Raw genomic sequence first — 19640 nt, forward strand, 5'->3', positions numbered from 1 at the left:
GGCCATGAGACGATCCGTCATTCCTACCATCGCACACCGTGCGGCGATCCTCTGCTACATCGCCTTTGCACTCTTTCCGCTGTTCTGGCTGCTCAAGGTCTCGGTGACGCCGAACGACCTGCTCTATAGCGAAGGCGTGCGGATGTGGCCGTCACGCACGACATGGGATCACTATGCCTTCGTGCTGCGCCACAGCGCCTTTCCGACCTTCTTCAAGAACAGCCTGATCGTCTCGGCGTCAACGGCCGTCACTGTGACGATCTGCGCCTCGCTGTCCGGCTACGCGCTGTCGCGGTTCAATTTCCGGGCAAAATACGGGATCGTCGCTCTGATGCTGCTGACCCAGATGTTTCCGCTGGTCATGCTGGTCGCGCCGATCTTCAAGATCCTGTCGCCTCTGCATCTGACCAACAGCCTGACCGGGCTCGTCATCGTCTACACCGCCTTCAACGTGCCTTTCGCCACCTTCCTGATGCAGTCCTTCTTCGACGGCATCCCGAGGGATCTCGAAGAGGCGGCGAAGATCGACGGGGCGACGCAGTTCACGGCGTTTCGCCAGATCATCCTGCCGCTGACGCTGCCGGGGATCGCCGCCACCCTCGGCTTCGTTTTCACTGCCGCCTGGAGCGAGTTGCTCTTCGCGCTGATGCTGATCAACGGCAATGACGCGGCGACCTTCCCCGTCGGCCTTCTCACCTTCGTTTCGAAATTCTCGGTGGATTTCGGGCAGATGATGGCGGCGGGCGTCATGGCGCTCATTCCGGCCGGCCTCTTCTTCCTGCTCATCCAGCGCTATCTCGTCCAGGGCCTGACGGCCGGCGCGGTCAAGGGTTAAACACATGGCATCGATCGATATCCAGAATATCCGCAAAGCCTATGGCCATGTGCAGGTGCTGCACGGCGTCGACCTCGAAATCCATGACGGCGAATTCGTCGTGCTCGTTGGCCCGTCCGGCTGCGGCAAGTCCACACTGCTGCGCATGATCGCCGGGTTGGAGGAGGTCACATCAGGTGAGATCCGCATCGCCGGGGTCAGGGTCAATGAGCTGCATCCCAAGGACCGCGATATCGCCATGGTGTTCCAGTCCTATGCGCTTTACCCGCATATGAACGTCGCCGGCAACATGAGCTACAGCCTCAGGCTCCGGAAGGTGGCGAAGGAGAAGATTGCAAGCGCGGTCGCCGCGGCCGCCGCCAAGCTCGGCCTCGATCCACTGCTCGAACGAAGGCCGAAGGCGCTTTCCGGCGGCCAGCGCCAGCGCGTCGCCATGGGCCGCGCCATCGTGCGCCAGCCGAAGGCCTTCCTGTTCGACGAACCGCTGTCGAACCTCGATGCGCGCCTGCGCGAACAGATGCGCGCCGAAATCAAGAAACTGCATGGCGACCTGAAGGCGACCTCCATCTACGTGACCCACGACCAGATCGAGGCAATGACGCTGGCGGACCGGATCGTTGCCATGCATGGCGGCGTGGTCCAGCAGGTCGGCAGTCCCCTGGAACTCTACGACCGCCCCGCCAATCTCTTCGTTGCCGGCTTCATCGGCTCGCCCGGGATGAATTTCCTCGAGGCCAGCTATGATGCCGGCGGCGTGAGGCTGAAGGACGGCACGATCGTGCCGCTTGCAAAGCCTCTGCCGCTTGTCGACGGCGCAAAGGTGACGCTCGGCATCCGGCCGGAGCATGTGCTGATGAGCGACGGCGGGGCGGGGCTTGCCGCCGACGTGGAACTCGTCGAACCGACAGGCTTCGGCATCATCCTGCACCTTGCCCTGCATGGTCTGCCGTTCAAGATCTTCACGCTGACCCGCGACGCGCTGAAGGCAGGTCCGAAGGTCAATGTCGCCTTCCCGGCCCAATATCTGCATGTGTTCGACGCCGAGGGAAAACGCGTCGATTGAACAGCAGAGCCGGTGGCCCGTTGCTGTCGGTTTTGGCATACTCTCTTCGGCGGGGGCGGGGAGGCATAACATGCTCGTTGCGCAGATATCCGATATCCATGCCGGGCCGGACCTTTCGTCGCTCCAGACGCTGGAGCTGGCGATAGGCTGGCTGAAGACGTTCCGCCCGGATGCGCTTGTTCTCACGGGAGATCTGGTGGACGACGGATGGCGGCAAGGCTATCGCCTGGTCGCCGAAAGCCTGCGGTCGCTGGACTGCCCTGTCCACCTGTTGCCGGGCAACGGTGACGATGTGCAATTGATGCGCTCCGAACTTGCCGCCGTCGGCACATGGATCAATGCGACGGGACCGATGCATTTCCGGACAGCCGTCGATGGGCTGACCCTCCTCGGTGTCGATGTGACCGTCGCCGGTCAGAGCTACGGTGACGTCCTGCCGCATCTGCCGTGGCTGATGAGCGCGCTTGCCGACCTGACGACGCCCGCCCTTCTGTTCATGCATCAGCCGCCATTCAGGATCGGCATCGAGGCGCTGGACCAGGTCGGATGCCGGAACGACAGTGCGCTTCTCAGTACCCTGGAGACGATGCATAGGCTGCCGTTGGCGATTCTCTGCGGCCATGTCCACCGACCTGCATTTGGTCGGCTGGGAATGATCCCTGTCCAGACCTGCGGCTCCCTCTGCCCACCCAATCCGCTTCTGTTAGAAGGACGGGCCGATCTTCCGGTGATCGACGCTCCGTCCTTCCTCGTGCACCAAGTTAGCGACGGCGGCCTGGTTTCCCATGTCGTATCGATTCCGGCATCGGATGGCGGCGCATGAAATGGATTGAATGGGAAACCCTCCCGAACTGCGAGCGGAAAAATCTTTTGTCGCATCGCCCATGAGGGCTATATCCTCTGCGTGATCTTGCTGCTGGAATGGATGCTATGACCGACACTGTTCTCGACCGCTTTCTCCGTTATGTCGTTATCGATACGCAATCCGACCCCGCCTCGTCGACGCAACCGACCACCGGCAAGCAGAAGGATCTCGGACGGGTTCTGGTCGATGAACTGCGGAAAATCGGTCTTGCGGACGCGCGTCTCGATGAACACGGCTATGTCTACGCGACCATTCCGGCCAATAGCGACAAGACGGTGCCGGTCATCTGTTTCTGCTCGCACATGGATACGGCGCCCGATTTCAGCGGCACGAATGTGAAGCCGCAGATCGTCAGGAATTATGCCGGCGGGGATATCAATCTTCCCGGCGACACGGGCCGGGTGATCCGCGTCAGCGATCATCCTGAACTGCAGAACCAGATCGGCAACGACATCGTCACGACCGATGGAACGACATTGCTCGGCGCCGACGACAAGGCGGGACTGGCTGAGATCATGACCGCGGCCCAAATCCTCGTCGACAATCCTGATATCAGGCACGGGACGATCAAGATCCTGTTCACGCCCGATGAGGAAGTCGGGCGCGGCGTCAACAAGGTCGACCTGAAGAAACTCGGTGCCGACTTCGCCTATACGATGGACGGCGAGACGGCCGGCCATATCGAGGACGAGACTTTCTCGGCCGACGGCGTCGAGATCAGCATTTCAGGTGTGGCAATCCATCCTGGCTTCGCCAAGGACCGCATGGAAAACGCCATCAAGATCGCAGGCGCCATCATCGACCGGCTGCCGAGGGATATTGCCCCCGAGACCACGGAAGGCCAGCAGGGTTTCATCCATCCCACCGGCGTGACCGGCTCGATGGAGAAGGCGTCGCTGAGCTTCATCATCCGTGACTTCACCGAAAAGGGGCTCACGGAAAAGGAGATCATGCTCGAAGCCATCGTCAAGGACGTGATGGCTGCCTATCCTGGCTCGACCTATCATTTCCAGGTGAAGGAACAGTATCGCAACATGAAGGTGGTGCTCGATCGTCACCCGGAGATCGTCGAGAACGCTATCGAGGCGGTGCGCCGGGCCGGCATGACGCCGGTGCGCGGCAGCATCCGCGGCGGCACGGATGGCTCGCGCCTTTCCTTCATGGGACTGCCGTGTCCGAACATCTTCGCCGGCGGCCATGCCTTCCACTCGCCGCTCGAATGGGTGAGCCGCCAGGACATGGAAAAGGCGGTCAAAACGATCGTGGAACTGGCAAAGGTCTGGGAAGAGCGCGCCTAGGCGCGCTTCCACCTAACTCTTAAACCGAAAGTGCGGTTTAACCGCCGTTCGCCGGAAGGCTTTCACGCAGCATCACGCTGTCATAGGCGGGGCGGGGAATAGGGATCGCAATGGGCATTCCCGGCTCGGGCTCGACCGATGTTACCGGCAATGTTTCCGGCGCGGTCACCGGCGCAGTTATCCGCATCTGCCCCGTGCTCGCCGTCGCCATGGGGTCCGGCGCCGGCAGAGGAACGGGAACCGCCGAGGGGATCAGTGCCTCGAACTGCGGCGGCAGCATGCTTTCGCCGGGCACATAGTTCATCGCCACCTCGTAGGAGGGCAGCGGCGGCGGCGTTTCAAGCGTGCCGTTGGCGTCGCGCTTCTCGTAGAAGGCGTTGCCGCCGGCGACCGTCACATAGTGCATGTTGTCGTAAGGGAATTTCAGCCCATCGGTGTGGAAGAACATCGCGTCCTTCACCGCGGGATGGCGTGCGCCCTTAATAAGGATCGCATCCGCTGCGGTAGCAAGCTCAGTTTCCGCCTGCGGCTTGACTTCGCGCGTCATCACGCCGGGCGCGAACTGCCTTTTCTGGGCCACCACGCCGCAGATGGAAGGGGGATAGGCGCCGGAGGTGAGCCGGTTCATGACAACGGTCCCGACCGCCATGTAACCGTCCTCGTCCGAATGCTGCGATTCGAAATACATCGCGCGCTGCAGGCATTCACGATCCTTGGCGGTATAATTGAAGGTGACCTTCGCCGCTTGGCCCTGCTTCGTTTTAGTGTTCGCCGCCGTTGCCGCCGGTTTCGATGTCGTCGTGCAGCTTGCCGCTGCCAGTCCTACGAACAAAATCCCGATCAGGGATTTTCCAAAGGAAATCTCCGCCCTCAACGCCAGGTGCCTCCTATGGGATTAGTCCAGCCCTTAATGATTAAGCGAAAACGTTTTACTCGTCATATGACTGAAATACAAACAACCTTAGATAACAAAAACCTTAAGGGACTCTCGCCAAATACGATTCCGGCGATAAGCTATTGCGTAATTCCTGAAATCGGAATCGATTCCAGCATAAAATTATGAAGAAATTCAATGTGTTGCAGAGTCGCGCGTTTGAAAAGACGCACGACTCTGTGGGCGGCGGGCCCCAATCTCTCCATCAGCTGCGGAACAGTTTCCAGCGGGTCGGCTTGAAGGCTACCCGGTTGCGGTCAAGCCTGTCGGCCTCGCTCGGCGGCAATTCGATCTCGATATGCGGGCGATCATTGCCGATATCCAACTCGATATGGCGAGTGCCGGCCACGCGGCGGCTGGAGACCGGATGGCCGGCGATGCAGTTTTCGGCTGATTCGCAGAGCCTGACGTCGTGCGGGCGGAAATAGAGCTGCGCCGTGCCATCCGGCTCGCCCTCGGCATTGAGGCCGAGCGAGCGCCCTTCGAAGCGAATGTCGCCGTCTGTAATCTCGACCTGCAGGCAGTTCGACTGGCCGATGAAGCCGAAGACGAAGGGAGAATTCGGATTGTCGTAGACCTGGTCCGGCGTGCCGACCTGTTCGATCGCGCCCTGGCTCATGACCACGACGCGGTCGGCAAGCTCCAGCGCTTCATCCTGGTCGTGGGTGACGAAGACGGTGGTATGTCCGGTGCGGTCGTGGATATCACGCAGCCATTTGCGCAGGTCCTTGCGCACCTGGGCGTCGAGCGCGCCGAAGGGTTCGTCGAGCAGCAGCACGTTCGGCTCGACGGCCATCGCGCGGGCGAGCGCCACACGCTGGCGCTGGCCGCCCGAAAGCTGGGCCGGGTAGCGTTTTTCGAGACCGGAAAGCTGGACGAGCTCGAGCAGTTCGAGCGCCCGCCTGCGGATGTCGGCCTTGGGCGGCCGCCGCGCGCTGTTTCTGACCTTGAGGCCGAAGGAGACGTTTTCGAGCACCGTCATGTAGCGGAAGAGAGCATAGTGCTGGAAGACGAAGCCGATATTGCGCTGCTGCACTGATTTCTTCGAGGCATCCTCGTCGCCGAAGAAGATCAGCCCCTCCGTCGGGCTTTCGAGGCCGGCGATCAGCCGCAGCAATGTCGTCTTGCCGGAGCCCGAAGGGCCCAGCAGTGCGATCAGCTCGCCGGAGCGGATGTCGAGCGAGACATCGTGCAGTGCCGGAAAACGATCGAATTCCTTGCGAATGTTTTGAACGCGTACTTCCATTCCAAATCCTTCAGTGCCGCCGGCTGGCGGCGATTTCCGCGCTATAGCGCATTTCCAGCAGCGTCTTCAAAACAAGAGTCACGAGCGCGAGCAAGGCCAAAAGTGTAGCGACGGCAAAAGCGCCGGTGAAATTATACTCGTTATAGAGAATTTCCACCTGCAGCGGCATGGTGTTCGTCTGGCCGCGGATGTGGCCAGAGACCACCGAGACGGCGCCGAATTCACCCATGGCGCGAGCGTTGCAGAGCAGCACACCGTAGAGCAGACCCCATTTGATGTTCGGCAGCGTCACGTACCAGAAGGTCTGCCAGCCGCTGGCGCCGAGCGAAAGGGCTGCCTCCTCGTCGGCGGTTCCCTGTTCCTGCATCAGCGGGATCAGCTCGCGGGCGACGAAGGGGAAGGTGACGAACATGGTGGCGAGGATCAACCCCGGCACGGCGAACAGGATCTTGATGTCGTGAGCGCTGAACCACTGGCCGAGCCAGGTACTGGAGCCGAACAGCAGAACGAAGACCAGGCCCGATATGACGGGTGAGACCGAGAAGGGCAGGTCGATCAGTGTCGTCAGGAAGGCCTTGCCCTTGAACTCGAACTTGGCGATCGCCCAGGCGGCGGCGACCCCGAAGACGAGGTTGAGAGGCACGCTGACGCCGGCGACGATCAGCGTCAAGCGGATCGCCGACAAGGTCTCGGCGTCGGCGAGCGCCACGAAGAAGGGGGCGGGACCTTTGCGGAAAGCCTCGACGAAAACTGCTGCGAGCGGCAGAAGCAGGATCAGCAGCAGGAAGACGAGCGAAAGAATGATCAGCGTGAAGCGCGCGATCCTGTTTTCGGTGGTCACCGAACGCAGCTTCACCGGTTGAACGGTCGCATCAAGCGCCATAGCCGTACCTCCGCCTGCTCCAGCTCTGGATGAGATTGATAACGAGCAACATGGCGAACGAGATGACCAGCATGATCGCCGCAATACCGGTCGCTGCCGCGTAATTATACTCTTCGAGTTTGATGATGATCAGCAGCGGCGCGATCTCCGATTTGAACGGCAGGTTGCCGGCGATGAAGATGACCGAGCCGTATTCGCCGACGCCGCGGGCAAAGGCGAGCGCAAAGCCGGTGAGCACGGCGGGCGCCAGCCCTGGCAGCAGCACGCGGAAAATCGTCTGGAAGCGATTGGCGCCGAGCGTTGCCGCAGCCTCCTCCACTTCCTTGTCGATTTCCTCCATGACGGGCTGCACGGTGCGCACCACGAAGGGCAGGCCGACGAAGATCAGCGCCACGACGATACCGGCTGGCGTAAAGGCGATCTTGATGCCGAGCGGCGTCAGGAACTGGCCGATCCAGCCGTTCGGCGCGTAGAGCGTCGTCAGCGCGATGCCGGCAACGGCAGTCGGCAGCGCGAAAGGCAGGTCGACCATGGCATCGATGACACGCTTGCCGGGAAAGCGGTAACGCACCAGTACCCAGGCGAGGATGATGCCGAAGACAGCATTGACGATCGCAGCGATGAAGGCGCTGCCGAAGCTGATGCGCAGCGCGTTCAGCGTGCGCGGATCGAGTGCGATCGACCAGAATGTTTCCCAGCCGAGCGCGCTCGACCGGACGGCGAGGCCCGAGAGCGGGATGAGGATCAGAAGGGTGAGCCAGGTCAAGGTAAGGCCGAGCGCCATTCCGAAACCCGGAATGACGCTCGGCCGCTTGAACCGCCACCGCGTGGGGCTATGTGCTTTCATGAAGTCTATTATTGGGCCGGCTTGTAGATTTGGTCAAATACCCCGCCGTCGCCGAAGAATTTCGGCTGTGCGTCTTTCCAGCCGCCGAAATCGTCGATGGTCGCGAGCGTCAGCTTCGGGAAGCGGGCGATGTCAGCCGGATCGGCGGCTTCCGGCTTGATCGGGCGGTAGAAGTGCTTGGCGGCGATCTTCTGGCCTTCGTCCGAATAGAGGTAGTTGAGATAGGCTTCGGCGACCTTGCGCGTTCCCTTCTTGTCGACATTGCCGTCGACGATGGCGACTGGCGGGTCGGCACGGATGGAGAAGGCCGGCGTCACGATCTCGAACTGATCGGGACCGAGCTCTTCAAGTGAAAGATAGGCTTCGTTTTCCCAGGCAAGCAGCACGTCGCCGAGGCCGCGCTGGACGAAGGTGGTCGTGGCGCCGCGCGCGCCTGTATCGAGAACTGGAACGTGCTGCAGCAGTTTCGTCACGTAATCCTGCGCCTTGGCTTCGTCGCCGCCATTCGCCTGCTTGGCCCATGCCCAGGCGGCCAGGAAGTTCCAGCGGGCGCCGCCCGAGGTCTTCGGGTTTGGGGTGATGACCTGCACGTCGTCCTTGACTAGGTCGCCCCAATCCTTGATGCCCTTCGGGTTGCCCTTACGGACCAGGAAGACGATCGTCGACGTATAGGGTGTCGAATTGTTGGGGAACTTGGTCTTCCAGTCGGCCGGGATCTTGCCGGTCTTCTTGGCGATGGCGTCGATATCACCTTCGAGCGCCAGCGTGACGACGTCGGCGTCGAGACCGTCGATGACGGAGCGCGCCTGCGCACCGGAGCCGCCATGCGACGCCTGGATCGTTACGGTTTCACCGGTGTCCTTCTGCCACTTGGCGGCAAAAGCAGCATTGAAATCCTTATACAATTCGCGAGTCGGATCGTAGGAAACGTTAAGAAGCGTCTGATCCGCGAATGCAGGAGCGATGCTCCCGATCGCGAAGCTGCCTGCCATGACCGCGGCTGCGATGAGCCGGGTGAGCCGTTGTGTCTGCATTGGGGAACCCTCCGTGTTTGTGCCTAAACACTATCAAGTTAGTCGTATAATGAAACAAAGGTTCTTCCGGTTCCGGCGCTACCCTTAGAATGTCATTCCATTTAAGGGGTAATTTGGAAATCGAAGTTGGCCGCGGCCAATTGGTCGCCCGGCGCTGCCTGCCGTAGGGCCGTGTTTTTTCGGCCACAGTTCCTCCACGAAAACGACATGGTGATGCAGATTTTTGCCAAGATTTTGCCGCGATGGCGCTTGCGGATTCCTATATGGCCTCCGTTGCGGCCGTATTCGCCGACCGCAACGCGGGGGCAACCCTTGAAGTGCGCCTCGCATTCCAAACCTGTTTAGGGCCATTCAAAATGAATATCAGAACTATCCTTTTTGCCTCCGTTGCCGCCCTTGCCGCGGCCTCCGGAGCCCGCGCAGCCGACGCCATCGTGGCGGCGGAACCCGAGCCCGTGGAATATGTTCGCGTTTGCGACGCCTACGGTACCGGCTATTTTTATATTCCGGGGACGGAAACATGCCTTTCGATCGGCGGTTACATCCGTACCGAAGTGCGTTTCGGTGACCATATTTCGGGCGACTCCGACGTAGACTTCTGGACTCGCGGTCAGGTCACCTTCCAGGCCAAGAATGACACCGAGTACGGCACGCTCACCGGCGTCATCACGCTGCGTTACAATGTCGACAACGCTTCTGACCAGGAAGCATTGCTCGATGAAGGCTACATCGACATTGCCGGTTTCCGCGTCGGTAAGCTGTATAGCTGGTGGGATGACGACATGAGCGGCGAGACCGATACCCTTGCCAGCAACGAGACGACCCACAACTCGATCCGTTATCAGTACGAGAATGGCGCTTTCGCGGCCGGCATTTCGGTCGACGAGCTGGAAGAAGACTACGCCACCAAGCCGGGCGACGGCCCGAACAACTTCGGTGTCGCAGGCCAGGTTTCCTACAAGGCCGGCGCCATCAGCGCTTACCTGCTTGCCGGTTATGACACCGACACCAGCGAAGTCGCGGTCCGCGGCATCGTTTATGCCGACATCGGCCCGGGCACGCTCGGCATTGCCGGCGTATGGGCAAGCGGCGCCAACTACTACTACGAAGAGTCCGAATGGACGATCGCAGCAGAGTATGCCTTGAAGATCAACGACAAGTGGTCGGTCACCCCCGGCTTCCAGTACTTCGAAAACATCGCTCTCGAGGCTGACGGTAACGGCTTCACCGGCGGCAGCGCCTACACGACCGGTGTCACCATCGACTACCGCATCGTCGAGGATCTGCGTACGAAGCTCAGCGTGCAATATCACGATGAGGACGAAGGCGACGACGAAGTGTTCGGCTTCCTGCGCTTCCAGCGCGATTTCTAAGATCGTCTCTTTGCAGACGAGTGGGCGCGACCTTCAGGCCGCGCCTTTTTTAATTTAGAACAATGTCATCACACCCGTGAATCGGCGATGAAATCGGAATAAAATTCGTCGACCGTTCTTGCCTTGCGCATCGCGGCGAGCGCGCCGTCCGTTTGCAGCCGCCTGGCAATGGCCGATAGCACGTTCAGATATTCGCCACGATTATTTTCTCCGAAGAGCAGCACGAAGGCGATGTCAGTCGGGATATCGTCGATCGCCTCGAAATCCAATGGTTGGGCGAAGCGGAGGAGAAGGCCGCGCGGGCTGGTCATGCCGTCGATCGCCGCATGCGGGATGGCGATACCATTGCCGATGCCGGTGGAGCCGAGCTTCTCACGCGCTTCGAGCGCCTTCAGGATGGTCTGGCCATCGACGGAGAAAGCCTTGGCGGCCTTGTCGGCTATGGTCTGCAGCGCGCGCCATTTGGTCGGCGCCGACACGCCGATGAAGGTGTGTTCCGGCCGGATGATGTTGGGAAGGTTCATGTCATTCTCGATACTGTTCGGGCAGCGGGGGGGAAGGGAGGTCAATCCGGTTCCCTGAGCCGGTAGCCAACGCCGGTCTCCGTGGTGATATAGTGCGGCTGGTCCGGAATCTGTTCGACCTTTTGCCGCAGTTGCCGGACGTAGACGCGCAGATACTGCACATCCGCCGCCGGCCCCCATACCTGCTTTAGAAGAAACTGGTGTGTCAGCACCTTGCCGGCATGCTGGGCGAGCACGCGCAGGATGTCATATTCCTTCGGCGACAGTTTTATTTCCTGGCCGTCGACCTTGACGATGCGCTTGACGAGATCGATCGACAGCCCGCCGGTCTGGAAGATCGCCTTCTCGCCCTGCTGCTGCAGGCGGTGGCGCAGCGCCACGCGGATGCGGGCGCCGAGCTCGTTGATGCCGAAGGGCTTGGTGACGTAATCGTCGGCGCCGCTTTCCAGCGCCTTGACGATACCGGCCTCGTCGGTGCGGCTGGACAGAATGACCACCGGCATGGAAAGCCCTTCGTCGCGCCACGCCTGTAGCAGGTCATGGCCGGGGGTGTCGGGAAGGCCGAGGTCGAGCACGATGAGATCGGGCATGTCATCGGCGACTGACTGCCGGGCGGCGCTGGCGTTTGGCGCCTCACGCACCTCGTAGCCCTGCGCGGTCAGGCCGACGCGGAGCAGCTTGCGGATCGGAGGCTCGTCGTCGACGACGAGGATTTTAACGGCTGAACCGGTCATCGGAGTTCATCCAGTTTCGGAATGTCGTTGGGTTTCGGCAGGCGGATGGTGAAGACGGCGCCCGGACGGCCCGTCCGGTTGCCGGCGGTGATCGTGCCACCCATCGCCTCGATGAAGCCGCGGCAGATGGAAAGGCCAAGCCCGGTGCCGGCGCGCACCTGATCGCCCTTGCGCACGCGGTAGAAGGTATCGAAGACGCGGTTAAGATCGGCCGGCGGAATGCCTGGGCCTTCGTCCGAAATCTGCACGACGACGTTGTCGGCATCGGCCCAGCCCTCGATATGGATCACCGATCCCTCGGGCGCGTATTTCGCGGCATTGTCGAGCAGGTTGAAGATCACCTGCTCGAACAGGACAGGATCGACGCGCACCATCGGCAGGTCGGCGGGAATGTTCATCTCGGTCTTGTGGCCGTCGAGGATCTTGGCGGCACGGCGCAGCGCGCTGCCGACGATATCGCCGGCATAATGCAGCGCATAGTTCGGCTCCATCGCACCGGATTCGATCTTGGTCATGTCGAGCAGGTTGGCGATGAAGCGGTTGAGGCGTTCGGATTCGTCGACGACGGTCGACAGCAGGTCGCTGCGGTCCTCCTCCGGCATCGAGGCGAAATAGTCGCGCAGCGTGCCGGCGGCGCCGAGGATGGCGGCAAGCGGTGTCTTCAGGTCGTGCGAGATCGAAGTCAGTAGGGCCGAGCGCAGCCGGTCTGCTTCGGCCCCAAGTCTTGCCCGGTCGACATCAGCGACGAGCTGGACGCGTTCGATGGCAAGGGCCGCCTGGTCGGCCAGCGCATCGAGCAGCCGCTGCTGTTCGGGCGTCAGCAACGGTCCGTCGCGGCGGTCACTGTCGAGGCCGATGACACCAACGGCGGTGCGCCCGGTTCTCAGCGGCACATAGAGGCGCTTGGCGCCGGGCAGGGTGTCGGCGCCGCGGCCGGCGGCGTGATTGTGCTCCCAGGCCCAGCGGGCGGCAGCGATATCGGCATCGTCGAGCGTATCATCAGGCGGATAACCGGCCTTGACGGCGATGGTACCGTCTTCCGGCAGCAGTAGCACGACGCGGACCTTCAGCATCGAGGCGAGCTGGAAGGCGGTCGCCCAGAGCACGTCGTCGAGCGTGCCGGTGCCGGCGAGCTTTTTCGAGAAGAGATAGAGATCTTCCGTCGTCCGCGCCCGCTGGCGGGCAGCGGCGGCTTGGCGCTGGACGGTCGCGGTCAGGTTGCTGGCGATGATGGCGACGCCCAGGAAGAAGAAGAGCGCAAGCACGCTTTCCGGATCGCTGATCGTCAGCGTGTAGCGCGGCGGCAGGAAGAAGAAATTGAAGGACAGCGCGCTGAGGATGCAGCTGTAGAGGGCCGGCCGCAGGCCGTGGAGGACGGCTGAGGTCAGCACCGCCATCAGGAAGACGAGGGCGAGGTTGCGTACGTCGAGCACCTGGTCGAGCACGACGCTGACGCCGAGCGCGATGGCAACATAAAAGGTTGCCAGCAGGTAGGCCCTGAAATCCAGTTGCGGCGCGGTGGCCGCCGCCCTGACGCCGCGCGCGGTGGTGCCGTCCTTCTCGCTGCCTGAAATCACATGGACGCTGATCTCGCCGGTCTTGCGGATCAGCTCGTCGGTGATCGAGCGGCTCCACCAGTCGCGCCATGTCGGCTTCTTCGGGGCGCCGATGACGATATGGGTGACGTTGTTGGCGGTGGCGTGGCGGACAAGTTCTTCGGCGACTTCGCGGCCGGGAAGGGTGATCGCTTCGCCGCCGAGCTGCTCGGCAAGTCGCAGCGTGGCGGCGACGGTATCGCGCTCGGCTTCGTTCAGATTGATCGATCGGTTGGTCTCGATATAGACGGCAGCCCAGGGCGCGCGCAGCCGCGAGGCCATACGGGCAGCATAACGCACCAGCGAGGCGGAGCGCGGATGGTGGTCAACCGAGACGAGAACGCGTTCGCCCGCCGCCCAGGGGCCGGATATGGCATGGGCCTGCATATGCGTGAGCAACTGGTCGTCGACGCGCTGTGCGGTCTTACGCAGCGCAAGCTCTCGCAGCGCCGTCAGGTTGCCCGGGGTGAAGTAGTTGGTCAGCGCCCGCTCGGCCGTCCGCGGCATGTAGACCTTGCCGTCATGCAGGCGCTTGATCAGATCATCCGGCGTCAGGTCGATGATCTCGATGTCGTCAGCGAGGTCGATGATCGAGTCCGGCACTGTCTCGCGCACACGGATGCGGGTGATCTGCGAGACGACGTCGTTCAGGCTCTCGACATGCTGGATGTTCAGCGTCGTATAGACATCGATGCCGCGATCGAGCAATTCCTTGACGTCGAGATAGCGCTTCGGATGACGGCTGCCCTCGGCATTGGTATGGGCGAGTTCGTCGACCAGCACGAGATCAGGCCGGCGGGCGAGGATGCCGTCGAGATCCATTTCCTCGAGCGGCCGGCCCTTGTAGCTGATTTCGACGCGAGGGATGATCTCGAAGCCGGCAAGGAGCGCCTCGGTCTCCTTGCGGCCGTGGGTCTCGACGACGCCGATGACGACATCGAGACCGTCGGCGATCTTGGCACGGCCGGAGACGAGCATCTCGTAGGTCTTGCCGACGCCGGGCGCGGCACCCAGAAAGATCTTCAGACGGCCGCGTGTCTCCGCCCGGGCTTTTTCGAGAAGCGCATCGGGCGAGGGCCTGCCGGCCTGATCGCGATTGTCGTCTGGCATGCGTATGGTCTTTCTGCAGATGGCTGGCGAGGACGGGCTACATCACCCTATCCCTCGCCCCTGTGACGAGCGCAGGGATGAGGGAAGGAAAGGGGCGCCCAGCCTGCCAGGGTCACTGAGTCATAGAAGCATCAAGGCTCTGGTTCAACGCCAGAACATTGACTGTAGGTTCGCCGAGAATGCCGAGTTCGCGGCCTTGAACGGCACCGTCGACCAACGCCTTGACCTTGGCCTCGTCGATAGCACGCGCTTTGGCGACGCGCTGCACCTGGAAGTAAGCGGCCTCCGGGGAGATATGGGGATCGAGGCCGCTGCCCGAAGCGGTGACCAGGTCGGCGGGCACCTCCGCATTCGGGTTTGCCGCCTTGGCCGCGTCGTAGTCGCCCTTGACGCGGTCGATCAGCTTCTGGCTGGTCGGGCCGAGGTTCGAGCCGCTGGAGGCGGCCGCATTGTAGCCGTCGCCGGCGGCCGAGGGACGGCCGTGGAAATACTTGTCGCTGGTGAAGGCCTGGCCGATCAGCGTCGAGCCGATCACCTGGCCGTTCTTCTCGATCAGGCTGCCGTTCGCCTGAGCCGGGAAGAGGGCCTGGGCAGCACCCGTCATGGCGAGCGGATAAAGCAGGCCGGTGATGGCGGTGGTGGCGACGATCATGACGACCGCCGGACGAAGTTCTTTCAACATTGTCTTACTCCTTCGAGTGTTCAGACGGGATCCGTTAGGCGAGGCCGAGGGCGGCGACAGCCATGTCGATCGCCTTGATGCCGATGAAGGGAACGATGATGCCGCCGGCACCGTAGATCAGCAGGTTGCGCGACAGCAGCGCGCCGGCGCCGATCGGACGGTAGCGGACGCCCTTCAGCGACAGCGGGATCAGCGCGATGATGATCAGCGCGTTGAAGATGATTGCCGAGAGGATGGCGCTTTGCGGCGTCGAAAGCCCCATGACGTTCAGGACGCCGAGCTGCGGGTAAAAGGTCAGGAACATCGCCGGGATGATGGCGAAGTACTTGGCGATGTCGTTGGCGATCGAGAAGGTCGTCAGCGCGCCGCGCGTCATCAACAGCTGTTTGCCGATCTCGACGATCTCGATGAGCTTCGTCGGGTCGCTGTCGAGGTCGACCATGTTGCCGGCCTCGCGGGCAGCGACAGTGCCGGTGTTCATGGCGACGCCGACATCGGCCTGGGCGAGCGCCGGCGCATCGTTGGTGCCGTCGCCGCACATGGCGACGAGCTTGCCCTTCGACTGTTCCTCGCGCATCAGCGCCAGCTTCATCTCCGGCGTTGCCTGGGCGAGGAAGTCGTCGACACCGGCTTCGGCGGCGATGGCCGCTGCCGTCAGCGGGTTGTCGCCAGTGATCATCACGGTGCGGATGCCCATGCGGCGCAGCTCGGTGAAGCGTTCGCGGATGCCGCCCTTGACGATGTCCTTCAGCTGGATGACGCCAAGCAGCTTGCCGTCGCGGGCAACGGCGAGCGGCGTGCCGCCAGCCTTGGCGACCTCGTCTGATATCGACTGCAGTTCGCGCACGACCTCGCTGCCGTTTTTCGAGGATGCGTCGCCGTTGACATAGGCCAGCACGGCATCGACTGCGCCTTTGCGGATCGAAGCGCCTTCGAGATCGACGCCGCTCATGCGGGTCTGGGCGGTGAAGGGCACGAAGGTCGCCTTGAGGCTCGCCATGTCGCGGCCGCGAATCGCATATTTTTCCTTGGCGAGCACGACGATGGAGCGGCCTTCCGGGGTTTCGTCGGCAAGCGAGGCGAGCTGGGCGGCGTCGGCGAGATCCTGCTCGGAAACGCCGCGAACCGGGCGGAAGGTCGTCGCCTGACGATTGCCGAGGGTGATCGTGCCGGTCTTGTCGAGCAGCAGCGTATCGACGTCGCCGGCGGCTTCGACCGCACGGCCGGACATGGCGAGCACGTTGAAGCGGACGAGGCGGTCCATGCCGGCAATGCCGATCGCCGACAGCAGCGCACCGATCGTCGTCGGGATCAGCGTCACGAAGAGGGCGACGAGCACGATGATCGGGATCGAGCCGCCGGCATAGATGGCAAAGCTCGGGATCGTCGCGGTGGCGAGCACGAAGATCAACGTCATACCGGCAAGCAGGATGTTGAGCGCAATCTCGTTCGGAGTCTTCTGGCGTTCGGCACCTTCGACGAGCGCGATCATCCGGTCGAGGAAGGTTGAGCCGGCAGCGGCGGTGATGCGGACGCGGATCCAGTCGGACAGCACCTGCGTGCCGCCTGTTACCGCCGAGCGGTCGCCGCCGGATTCGCGGATGACCGGCGCGGATTCGCCTGTGATCGCCGCTTCGTTGACGGAGGCCACACCTTCGATGACTTCACCGTCCGACGGGATGATGTCGCCGGCCTCGACGAGCACGAGGTCGCCGACCTTGAGGCTGGTGCCCGGCACCATGCGGTAGCCGCTGCCATTATTGGCGGTGAGCAGCTTCGCCTGGGTTTCGGTGCGCGCCTTGCGCAGCGAATCCGCCTGCGCCTTGCCGCGACCTTCGGCAACGGCCTCGGCGAAATTGGCAAACAGCACGGTGAACCAGAGCCAAAGATTGATCTGGAACGAGAAGCCGAGGTTGCCGTTGCCCGCCACGAGATCGCGCAGGAAGAGGATGGTGGTCAGCACCGAGACCGTGGCCACGACGAACATGACCGGGTTTCTGGCGAGTGCCCGGGGGTTGAGCTTCTTGAAAGCGGCACCCACGGCCGGAATGAGGATGCGAGAATCCATGATGCTCGCGGATTTGGCCTGGCTCATAAGAGACTCCAGCTTTGAAACGAGGATGGCGAACCGGAAGCCGGTCAGCCCTGTAAGATTTTGCATATGGCGGCGATGACGAGGAGGCCCGCCATCATCACCAGGATGATGTCGGAGGCTTGGGGTCTCGGGCCATTCCCACGTCCCGGCGCGCCAGGACGTGAGTGGAAGGCGTTGCGAAGCCTGTGACGGAGGATCATGGCATAACCTCAAAAGGTCTGGCCGGCGATCATGACCAGGTGCTCGACGACGGGGCCAAGGGCCAACGCCGGGAAGAAGGTCAGGCCGCCGACGATCAGGATCGTGCCGACGAGCAGGCCGACGAAGAGCGGACCGTCCGTCGGGAAGGTGCCCGCCGAGGCCGGAACCGACTTCTTGGCGATCAGCGAACCGGCGATTGCAAGCGCCGGGATGATGACCAGAAAGCGGCCCATCAGCATACCGAGGCCAAGGGTTATGTTGTACCAAGGCGTATTGCCCGTCAGGCCGCCGAAAGCCGAGCCGTTGTTCGCTGCCGCTGATGTATAGGCATAGAGGATTTCGGAGAAGCCGTGCGGGCCGGCGGTCCCGACCGATGCAACCGCACTCGGAAGGACGCTTGCGATTGCGGTGAAGACCAGCATGGCGAGCGGCAGGCAGAGAATGGCGAGAACGGCCATCTTCATTTCCTTCGCCTCGATCTTCTTGCCGAGATATTCCGGCGTGCGGCCGACCATCAGGCCGGCGACGAAGACGGCGACGATGATGAAGAGCAGGATGCCGTAAAAGCCAGCGCCGACACCGCCGACAATGACTTCGCCGAGCTGCATGTTGATCAGCGGAACGAGGCCACCGAGTGCCGTGAAGCTGCCATGCATGGCATTGACCGCGCCGCAGGAGGCCGCCGTGGTGATGACCGCAAAGAGCGAGGATAGGGCGACGCCGAAGCGGACTTCCTTGCCTTCCATGTTGCCGCCGCCAAGACCGAAGGCATGCATCAGCGGATTGCCGGCGGCTTCCGCCCAATAGGTGACGATGACGCCGGCGACGAACAGGACGCCCATCGTGGCGAGGATCGCCCAGCCCTGGCGCTGATTGCCGACCATGCGGCCGAAGACGTTGGTCAGTGCCGCGCCGATCGCGAAGATCGACACCATCTGGATGAGGTTGGAGATCGCATCGGGGTTTTCGAACGGATGGGCGGAGTTGGCGTTGAAGAAGCCGCCGCCGTTGGTGCCAAGCATCTTGATGGCCAGCTGCGAGGCGACCGGGCCGACGGCGATCGTCTGCTGTGCGCCTTCGAGCGTCGTCGCATTGACGTAGGAGCCGAGCGTCTGCGGCACGCCGAGATAGACAAAGACCAGCGTCAGCACGATGCAGATCGGCAAGAGCACATAGAAAGTGGCCCTCGTCATATCGATCCAGAAATTGCCGATCGCCTTGCCTGAGGCGCGCGAGAAGGCGCGGATGAAGGCGAGCGCGATGGCAATGCCGGTCGCCGCCGAGACGAAGTTCTGGACGGTGAAACCGGCCATCTGCGTCAGATACGACATCGTGCTTTCGCCGCCGTAGTTCTGCCAGTTGGTGTTGCTGACGAAGCTGACGGCCGTGTTGAAGGAAAGCTCCGGCGGGATGGCCGCCATGCCGGCCGGATTATAGGGAAGACCGGCCTGCAGGCGCTGCAGCGCGTAAAGCACGATGACGCCGAGCAGGTTGAACATTAGCATGGCGAAGGCATAGGAGGTCCAATGCTGTTCCTCGCGTTCGCTGGTGCCGGCAATGCGGTAAAGTCCCCGTTCGATCGGAACGAGGACCGGTGACAGGAAAGTGCGCTCGCCGCTGAAGACACGCGTCATATAGCCGCCGAGCGGTTTGACGAGCACGAGGACGATCCCGCAGTAAAGCAGGATCTGAAGCCATCCGTTGAGGGTCATGGAGGTAAACTTTCAATACCCGGCTGCTTCTCGGTCGCGCATGCGCGACCTCAGAAGCGCCAGTTCTCTTTAAAAGCGTTCTGGGCGAAGGAGAGCGTAGGTGAGGTAAACGGTGAGAAACACGGTTACGGCACCGCTCAAGACATAATCGAGGGTCATCGTCGCTTCTCCTGTCAAAGCCTGTCGCAGGCTCGGGTGTAGGCAAAGCACAGCGCGAAGAATATGATCGCGGTGCCGAGTAGAATGATATCCATCGTGATCGTGACTCCTGTTGTTCTTCTTGGAGTCAGACAAGACAAAGGGCGCTGGGAGGCCGCCTTTCATGCTTTCTGGCGTGGAGATGATCTTTTCGATCTCTCGGCATCAATATGGAGCCGAAGCGCATAAAGGTTCGAGACGGACGACGGGCCATCTATATAAAAATCTTATAAATGCCCTTCCGAGGCCGCTCGCCATCGGACCAGGCTGGCGCAGTTTCCCGACGGGCCGCAGCCGGTACTGAGCCTCGGAAGGTCTGAGTGAGCATTTTTTCATTTGTTGAGCAAAAGCCTTCGCAATCTGGTTGAATTGGGAAGGCTTCGGGCCTTATAGTCGCCTTCGACGCTGCCC

The 19640-nt window shown here is 62.0% G+C and carries 17 protein-coding genes; 5 read left to right on the forward strand and 12 right to left on the reverse strand.

Annotated elements, in window-relative coordinates; translation table 11 throughout:
- The first annotated feature begins 4 nt into the window (after nt 1-4).
- The 4 genes from ACD590_RS31420 to pepT all read left to right on the forward strand — a co-directional run bounded on the left by ACD590_RS31420 (nt 5) and on the right by pepT (nt 4061).
- A complete protein-coding gene (locus ACD590_RS31420) occupies nt 5-835 on the forward strand; it encodes a carbohydrate ABC transporter permease (protein WP_018246493.1) in 831 nt (276 codons plus the stop codon).
- A 4-nt stretch (nt 836-839) separates the two neighbouring features.
- Entirely contained in the window at nt 840-1898 is a 1059-nt protein-coding gene (locus ACD590_RS31425) for an ABC transporter ATP-binding protein (RefSeq protein WP_018246494.1), read from the forward strand.
- Nucleotides 1899-1968: 70 nt separating this feature from the next.
- Complete coding sequence (locus ACD590_RS31430) at nt 1969-2721, forward strand: metallophosphoesterase (protein WP_018246495.1); 753 nt, start codon at nt 1969-1971, stop codon at nt 2719-2721.
- Between the two features lie 107 nt (nt 2722-2828).
- Nucleotides 2829-4061 (forward strand): peptidase T, encoded by a 1233-nt coding sequence (gene pepT, locus ACD590_RS31435; RefSeq protein WP_018246496.1) that lies wholly within the window; start codon nt 2829-2831, stop codon nt 4059-4061.
- A 37-nt stretch (nt 4062-4098) separates the two neighbouring features.
- On the opposite strand, the gene ACD590_RS31440 is transcribed toward pepT, so the two are convergent.
- The 5 genes from ACD590_RS31440 to ACD590_RS31460 all read right to left on the reverse strand — a co-directional run bounded on the left by ACD590_RS31440 (nt 4099) and on the right by ACD590_RS31460 (nt 9005).
- Nucleotides 4099-4935, reverse strand: a complete 837-nt coding sequence (locus ACD590_RS31440; RefSeq protein WP_018246497.1) for a cell wall hydrolase — start codon at nt 4933-4935, stop codon at nt 4099-4101.
- A gap of 265 nt (nt 4936-5200) precedes the next feature.
- A complete protein-coding gene (locus ACD590_RS31445; RefSeq protein WP_018246498.1) occupies nt 5201-6241 on the reverse strand; it encodes a sulfate/molybdate ABC transporter ATP-binding protein in 1041 nt (346 codons plus the stop codon).
- 10 nt (nt 6242-6251) lie between these two features.
- Nucleotides 6252-7124 (reverse strand): sulfate ABC transporter permease subunit CysW, encoded by an 873-nt coding sequence (gene cysW / locus ACD590_RS31450; RefSeq protein ID WP_018246499.1) that lies wholly within the window; start codon nt 7122-7124, stop codon nt 6252-6254.
- Nucleotides 7114-7971 (reverse strand): sulfate ABC transporter permease subunit CysT, encoded by an 858-nt coding sequence (cysT, locus tag ACD590_RS31455; RefSeq protein WP_018246500.1) that lies wholly within the window; start codon nt 7969-7971, stop codon nt 7114-7116. The genes cysW and cysT overlap by 11 nt, the downstream gene beginning before the upstream one ends.
- Before the next feature lie 8 nt (nt 7972-7979).
- Entirely contained in the window at nt 7980-9005 is a 1026-nt protein-coding gene (locus tag ACD590_RS31460; RefSeq protein WP_018246501.1) for a sulfate ABC transporter substrate-binding protein, read from the reverse strand.
- Between the two features lie 356 nt (nt 9006-9361).
- Here ACD590_RS31460 and ACD590_RS31465 point away from each other — a divergent pair, with 356 nt between their 5' ends.
- On the forward strand, nt 9362-10378 hold the full coding sequence (locus tag ACD590_RS31465; protein WP_026188774.1) for a porin: 1017 nt from the start codon (nt 9362-9364) through the stop codon (nt 10376-10378).
- Nucleotides 10379-10446: 68 nt separating this feature from the next.
- Here ACD590_RS31465 and ACD590_RS31470 read toward each other — a convergent pair whose 3' ends face one another.
- The 7 genes from ACD590_RS31470 to ACD590_RS31500 all read right to left on the reverse strand — a co-directional run bounded on the left by ACD590_RS31470 (nt 10447) and on the right by ACD590_RS31500 (nt 19190).
- Nucleotides 10447-10902: a PTS sugar transporter subunit IIA gene (locus ACD590_RS31470; RefSeq protein ID WP_018246503.1), complete on the reverse strand. Its 456-nt coding sequence runs from the start codon at nt 10900-10902 to the stop codon at nt 10447-10449.
- Between the two features lie 41 nt (nt 10903-10943).
- A complete protein-coding gene (locus ACD590_RS31475; RefSeq protein WP_018246504.1) occupies nt 10944-11636 on the reverse strand; it encodes a response regulator transcription factor in 693 nt (230 codons plus the stop codon).
- Entirely contained in the window at nt 11633-14341 is a 2709-nt protein-coding gene (locus ACD590_RS31480; RefSeq protein WP_018246505.1) for a sensor histidine kinase, read from the reverse strand. The genes ACD590_RS31475 and ACD590_RS31480 overlap by 4 nt, the downstream gene beginning before the upstream one ends.
- A gap of 112 nt (nt 14342-14453) precedes the next feature.
- Entirely contained in the window at nt 14454-15023 is a 570-nt protein-coding gene (gene kdpC, locus ACD590_RS31485; protein ID WP_018246506.1) for a potassium-transporting ATPase subunit KdpC, read from the reverse strand.
- A gap of 34 nt (nt 15024-15057) precedes the next feature.
- Nucleotides 15058-17118 carry a potassium-transporting ATPase subunit KdpB gene (gene kdpB / locus ACD590_RS31490; protein ID WP_018246507.1) on the reverse strand — a complete coding sequence of 687 codons (2061 nt, stop codon included), beginning with the start codon at nt 17116-17118 and terminating at the stop codon, nt 15058-15060.
- Between the two features lie 209 nt (nt 17119-17327).
- Nucleotides 17328-19031, reverse strand: a complete 1704-nt coding sequence (gene kdpA / locus ACD590_RS31495; protein ID WP_018246509.1) for a potassium-transporting ATPase subunit KdpA — start codon at nt 19029-19031, stop codon at nt 17328-17330.
- Between the two features lie 69 nt (nt 19032-19100).
- Nucleotides 19101-19190, reverse strand: coding sequence for a K(+)-transporting ATPase subunit F (locus tag ACD590_RS31500; RefSeq protein ID WP_003547774.1), 90 nt, complete (start codon nt 19188-19190; stop codon nt 19101-19103).
- Nucleotides 19191-19640: the final 450 nt, after the last annotated feature.

Origin of the sequence: Rhizobium sp. 862_C5_N1_2 (genome assembly GCF_051811205.1) — a bacterium.
Taxonomy (GTDB): Bacteria; Pseudomonadota; Alphaproteobacteria; order Rhizobiales; family Rhizobiaceae; genus Rhizobium; species Rhizobium leguminosarum.

Bases quoted from the DNA above. Each gene is read 5' to 3' on its own strand.
- ACD590_RS31420 (WP_018246493.1), top strand. From the start codon at position 5: ATGAGACGATCCGTCATTCCTACCATCGCACACCGTGCGGCGATCCTC.
- ACD590_RS31425 (WP_018246494.1), top strand. From the start codon at position 840: ATGGCATCGATCGATATCCAGAATATCCGCAAAGCCTATGGCCATGTG.
- ACD590_RS31430 (WP_018246495.1), top strand. From the start codon at position 1,969: ATGCTCGTTGCGCAGATATCCGATATCCATGCCGGGCCGGACCTTTCG.
- pepT (WP_018246496.1), top strand. From the start codon at position 2,829: ATGACCGACACTGTTCTCGACCGCTTTCTCCGTTATGTCGTTATCGAT.
- ACD590_RS31445 (WP_018246498.1), bottom strand. From the start codon at position 6,241: ATGGAAGTACGCGTTCAAAACATTCGCAAGGAATTCGATCGTTTTCCG.
- cysW (WP_018246499.1), bottom strand. From the start codon at position 7,124: ATGGCGCTTGATGCGACCGTTCAACCGGTGAAGCTGCGTTCGGTGACC.
- cysT (WP_018246500.1), bottom strand. From the start codon at position 7,971: ATGAAAGCACATAGCCCCACGCGGTGGCGGTTCAAGCGGCCGAGCGTC.
- ACD590_RS31460 (WP_018246501.1), bottom strand. From the start codon at position 9,005: ATGCAGACACAACGGCTCACCCGGCTCATCGCAGCCGCGGTCATGGCA.
- ACD590_RS31465 (WP_026188774.1), top strand. From the start codon at position 9,362: ATGAATATCAGAACTATCCTTTTTGCCTCCGTTGCCGCCCTTGCCGCG.
- ACD590_RS31470 (WP_018246503.1), bottom strand. From the start codon at position 10,902: ATGAACCTTCCCAACATCATCCGGCCGGAACACACCTTCATCGGCGTG.
- ACD590_RS31475 (WP_018246504.1), bottom strand. From the start codon at position 11,636: ATGACCGGTTCAGCCGTTAAAATCCTCGTCGTCGACGACGAGCCTCCG.
- ACD590_RS31480 (WP_018246505.1), bottom strand. From the start codon at position 14,341: ATGCCAGACGACAATCGCGATCAGGCCGGCAGGCCCTCGCCCGATGCG.
- kdpC (WP_018246506.1), bottom strand. From the start codon at position 15,023: ATGTTGAAAGAACTTCGTCCGGCGGTCGTCATGATCGTCGCCACCACC.
- kdpB (WP_018246507.1), bottom strand. From the start codon at position 17,118: ATGAGCCAGGCCAAATCCGCGAGCATCATGGATTCTCGCATCCTCATT.
- kdpA (WP_018246509.1), bottom strand. From the start codon at position 19,031: ATGACCCTCAACGGATGGCTTCAGATCCTGCTTTACTGCGGGATCGTC.
- ACD590_RS31500 (WP_003547774.1), bottom strand. From the start codon at position 19,190: ATGACCCTCGATTATGTCTTGAGCGGTGCCGTAACCGTGTTTCTCACC.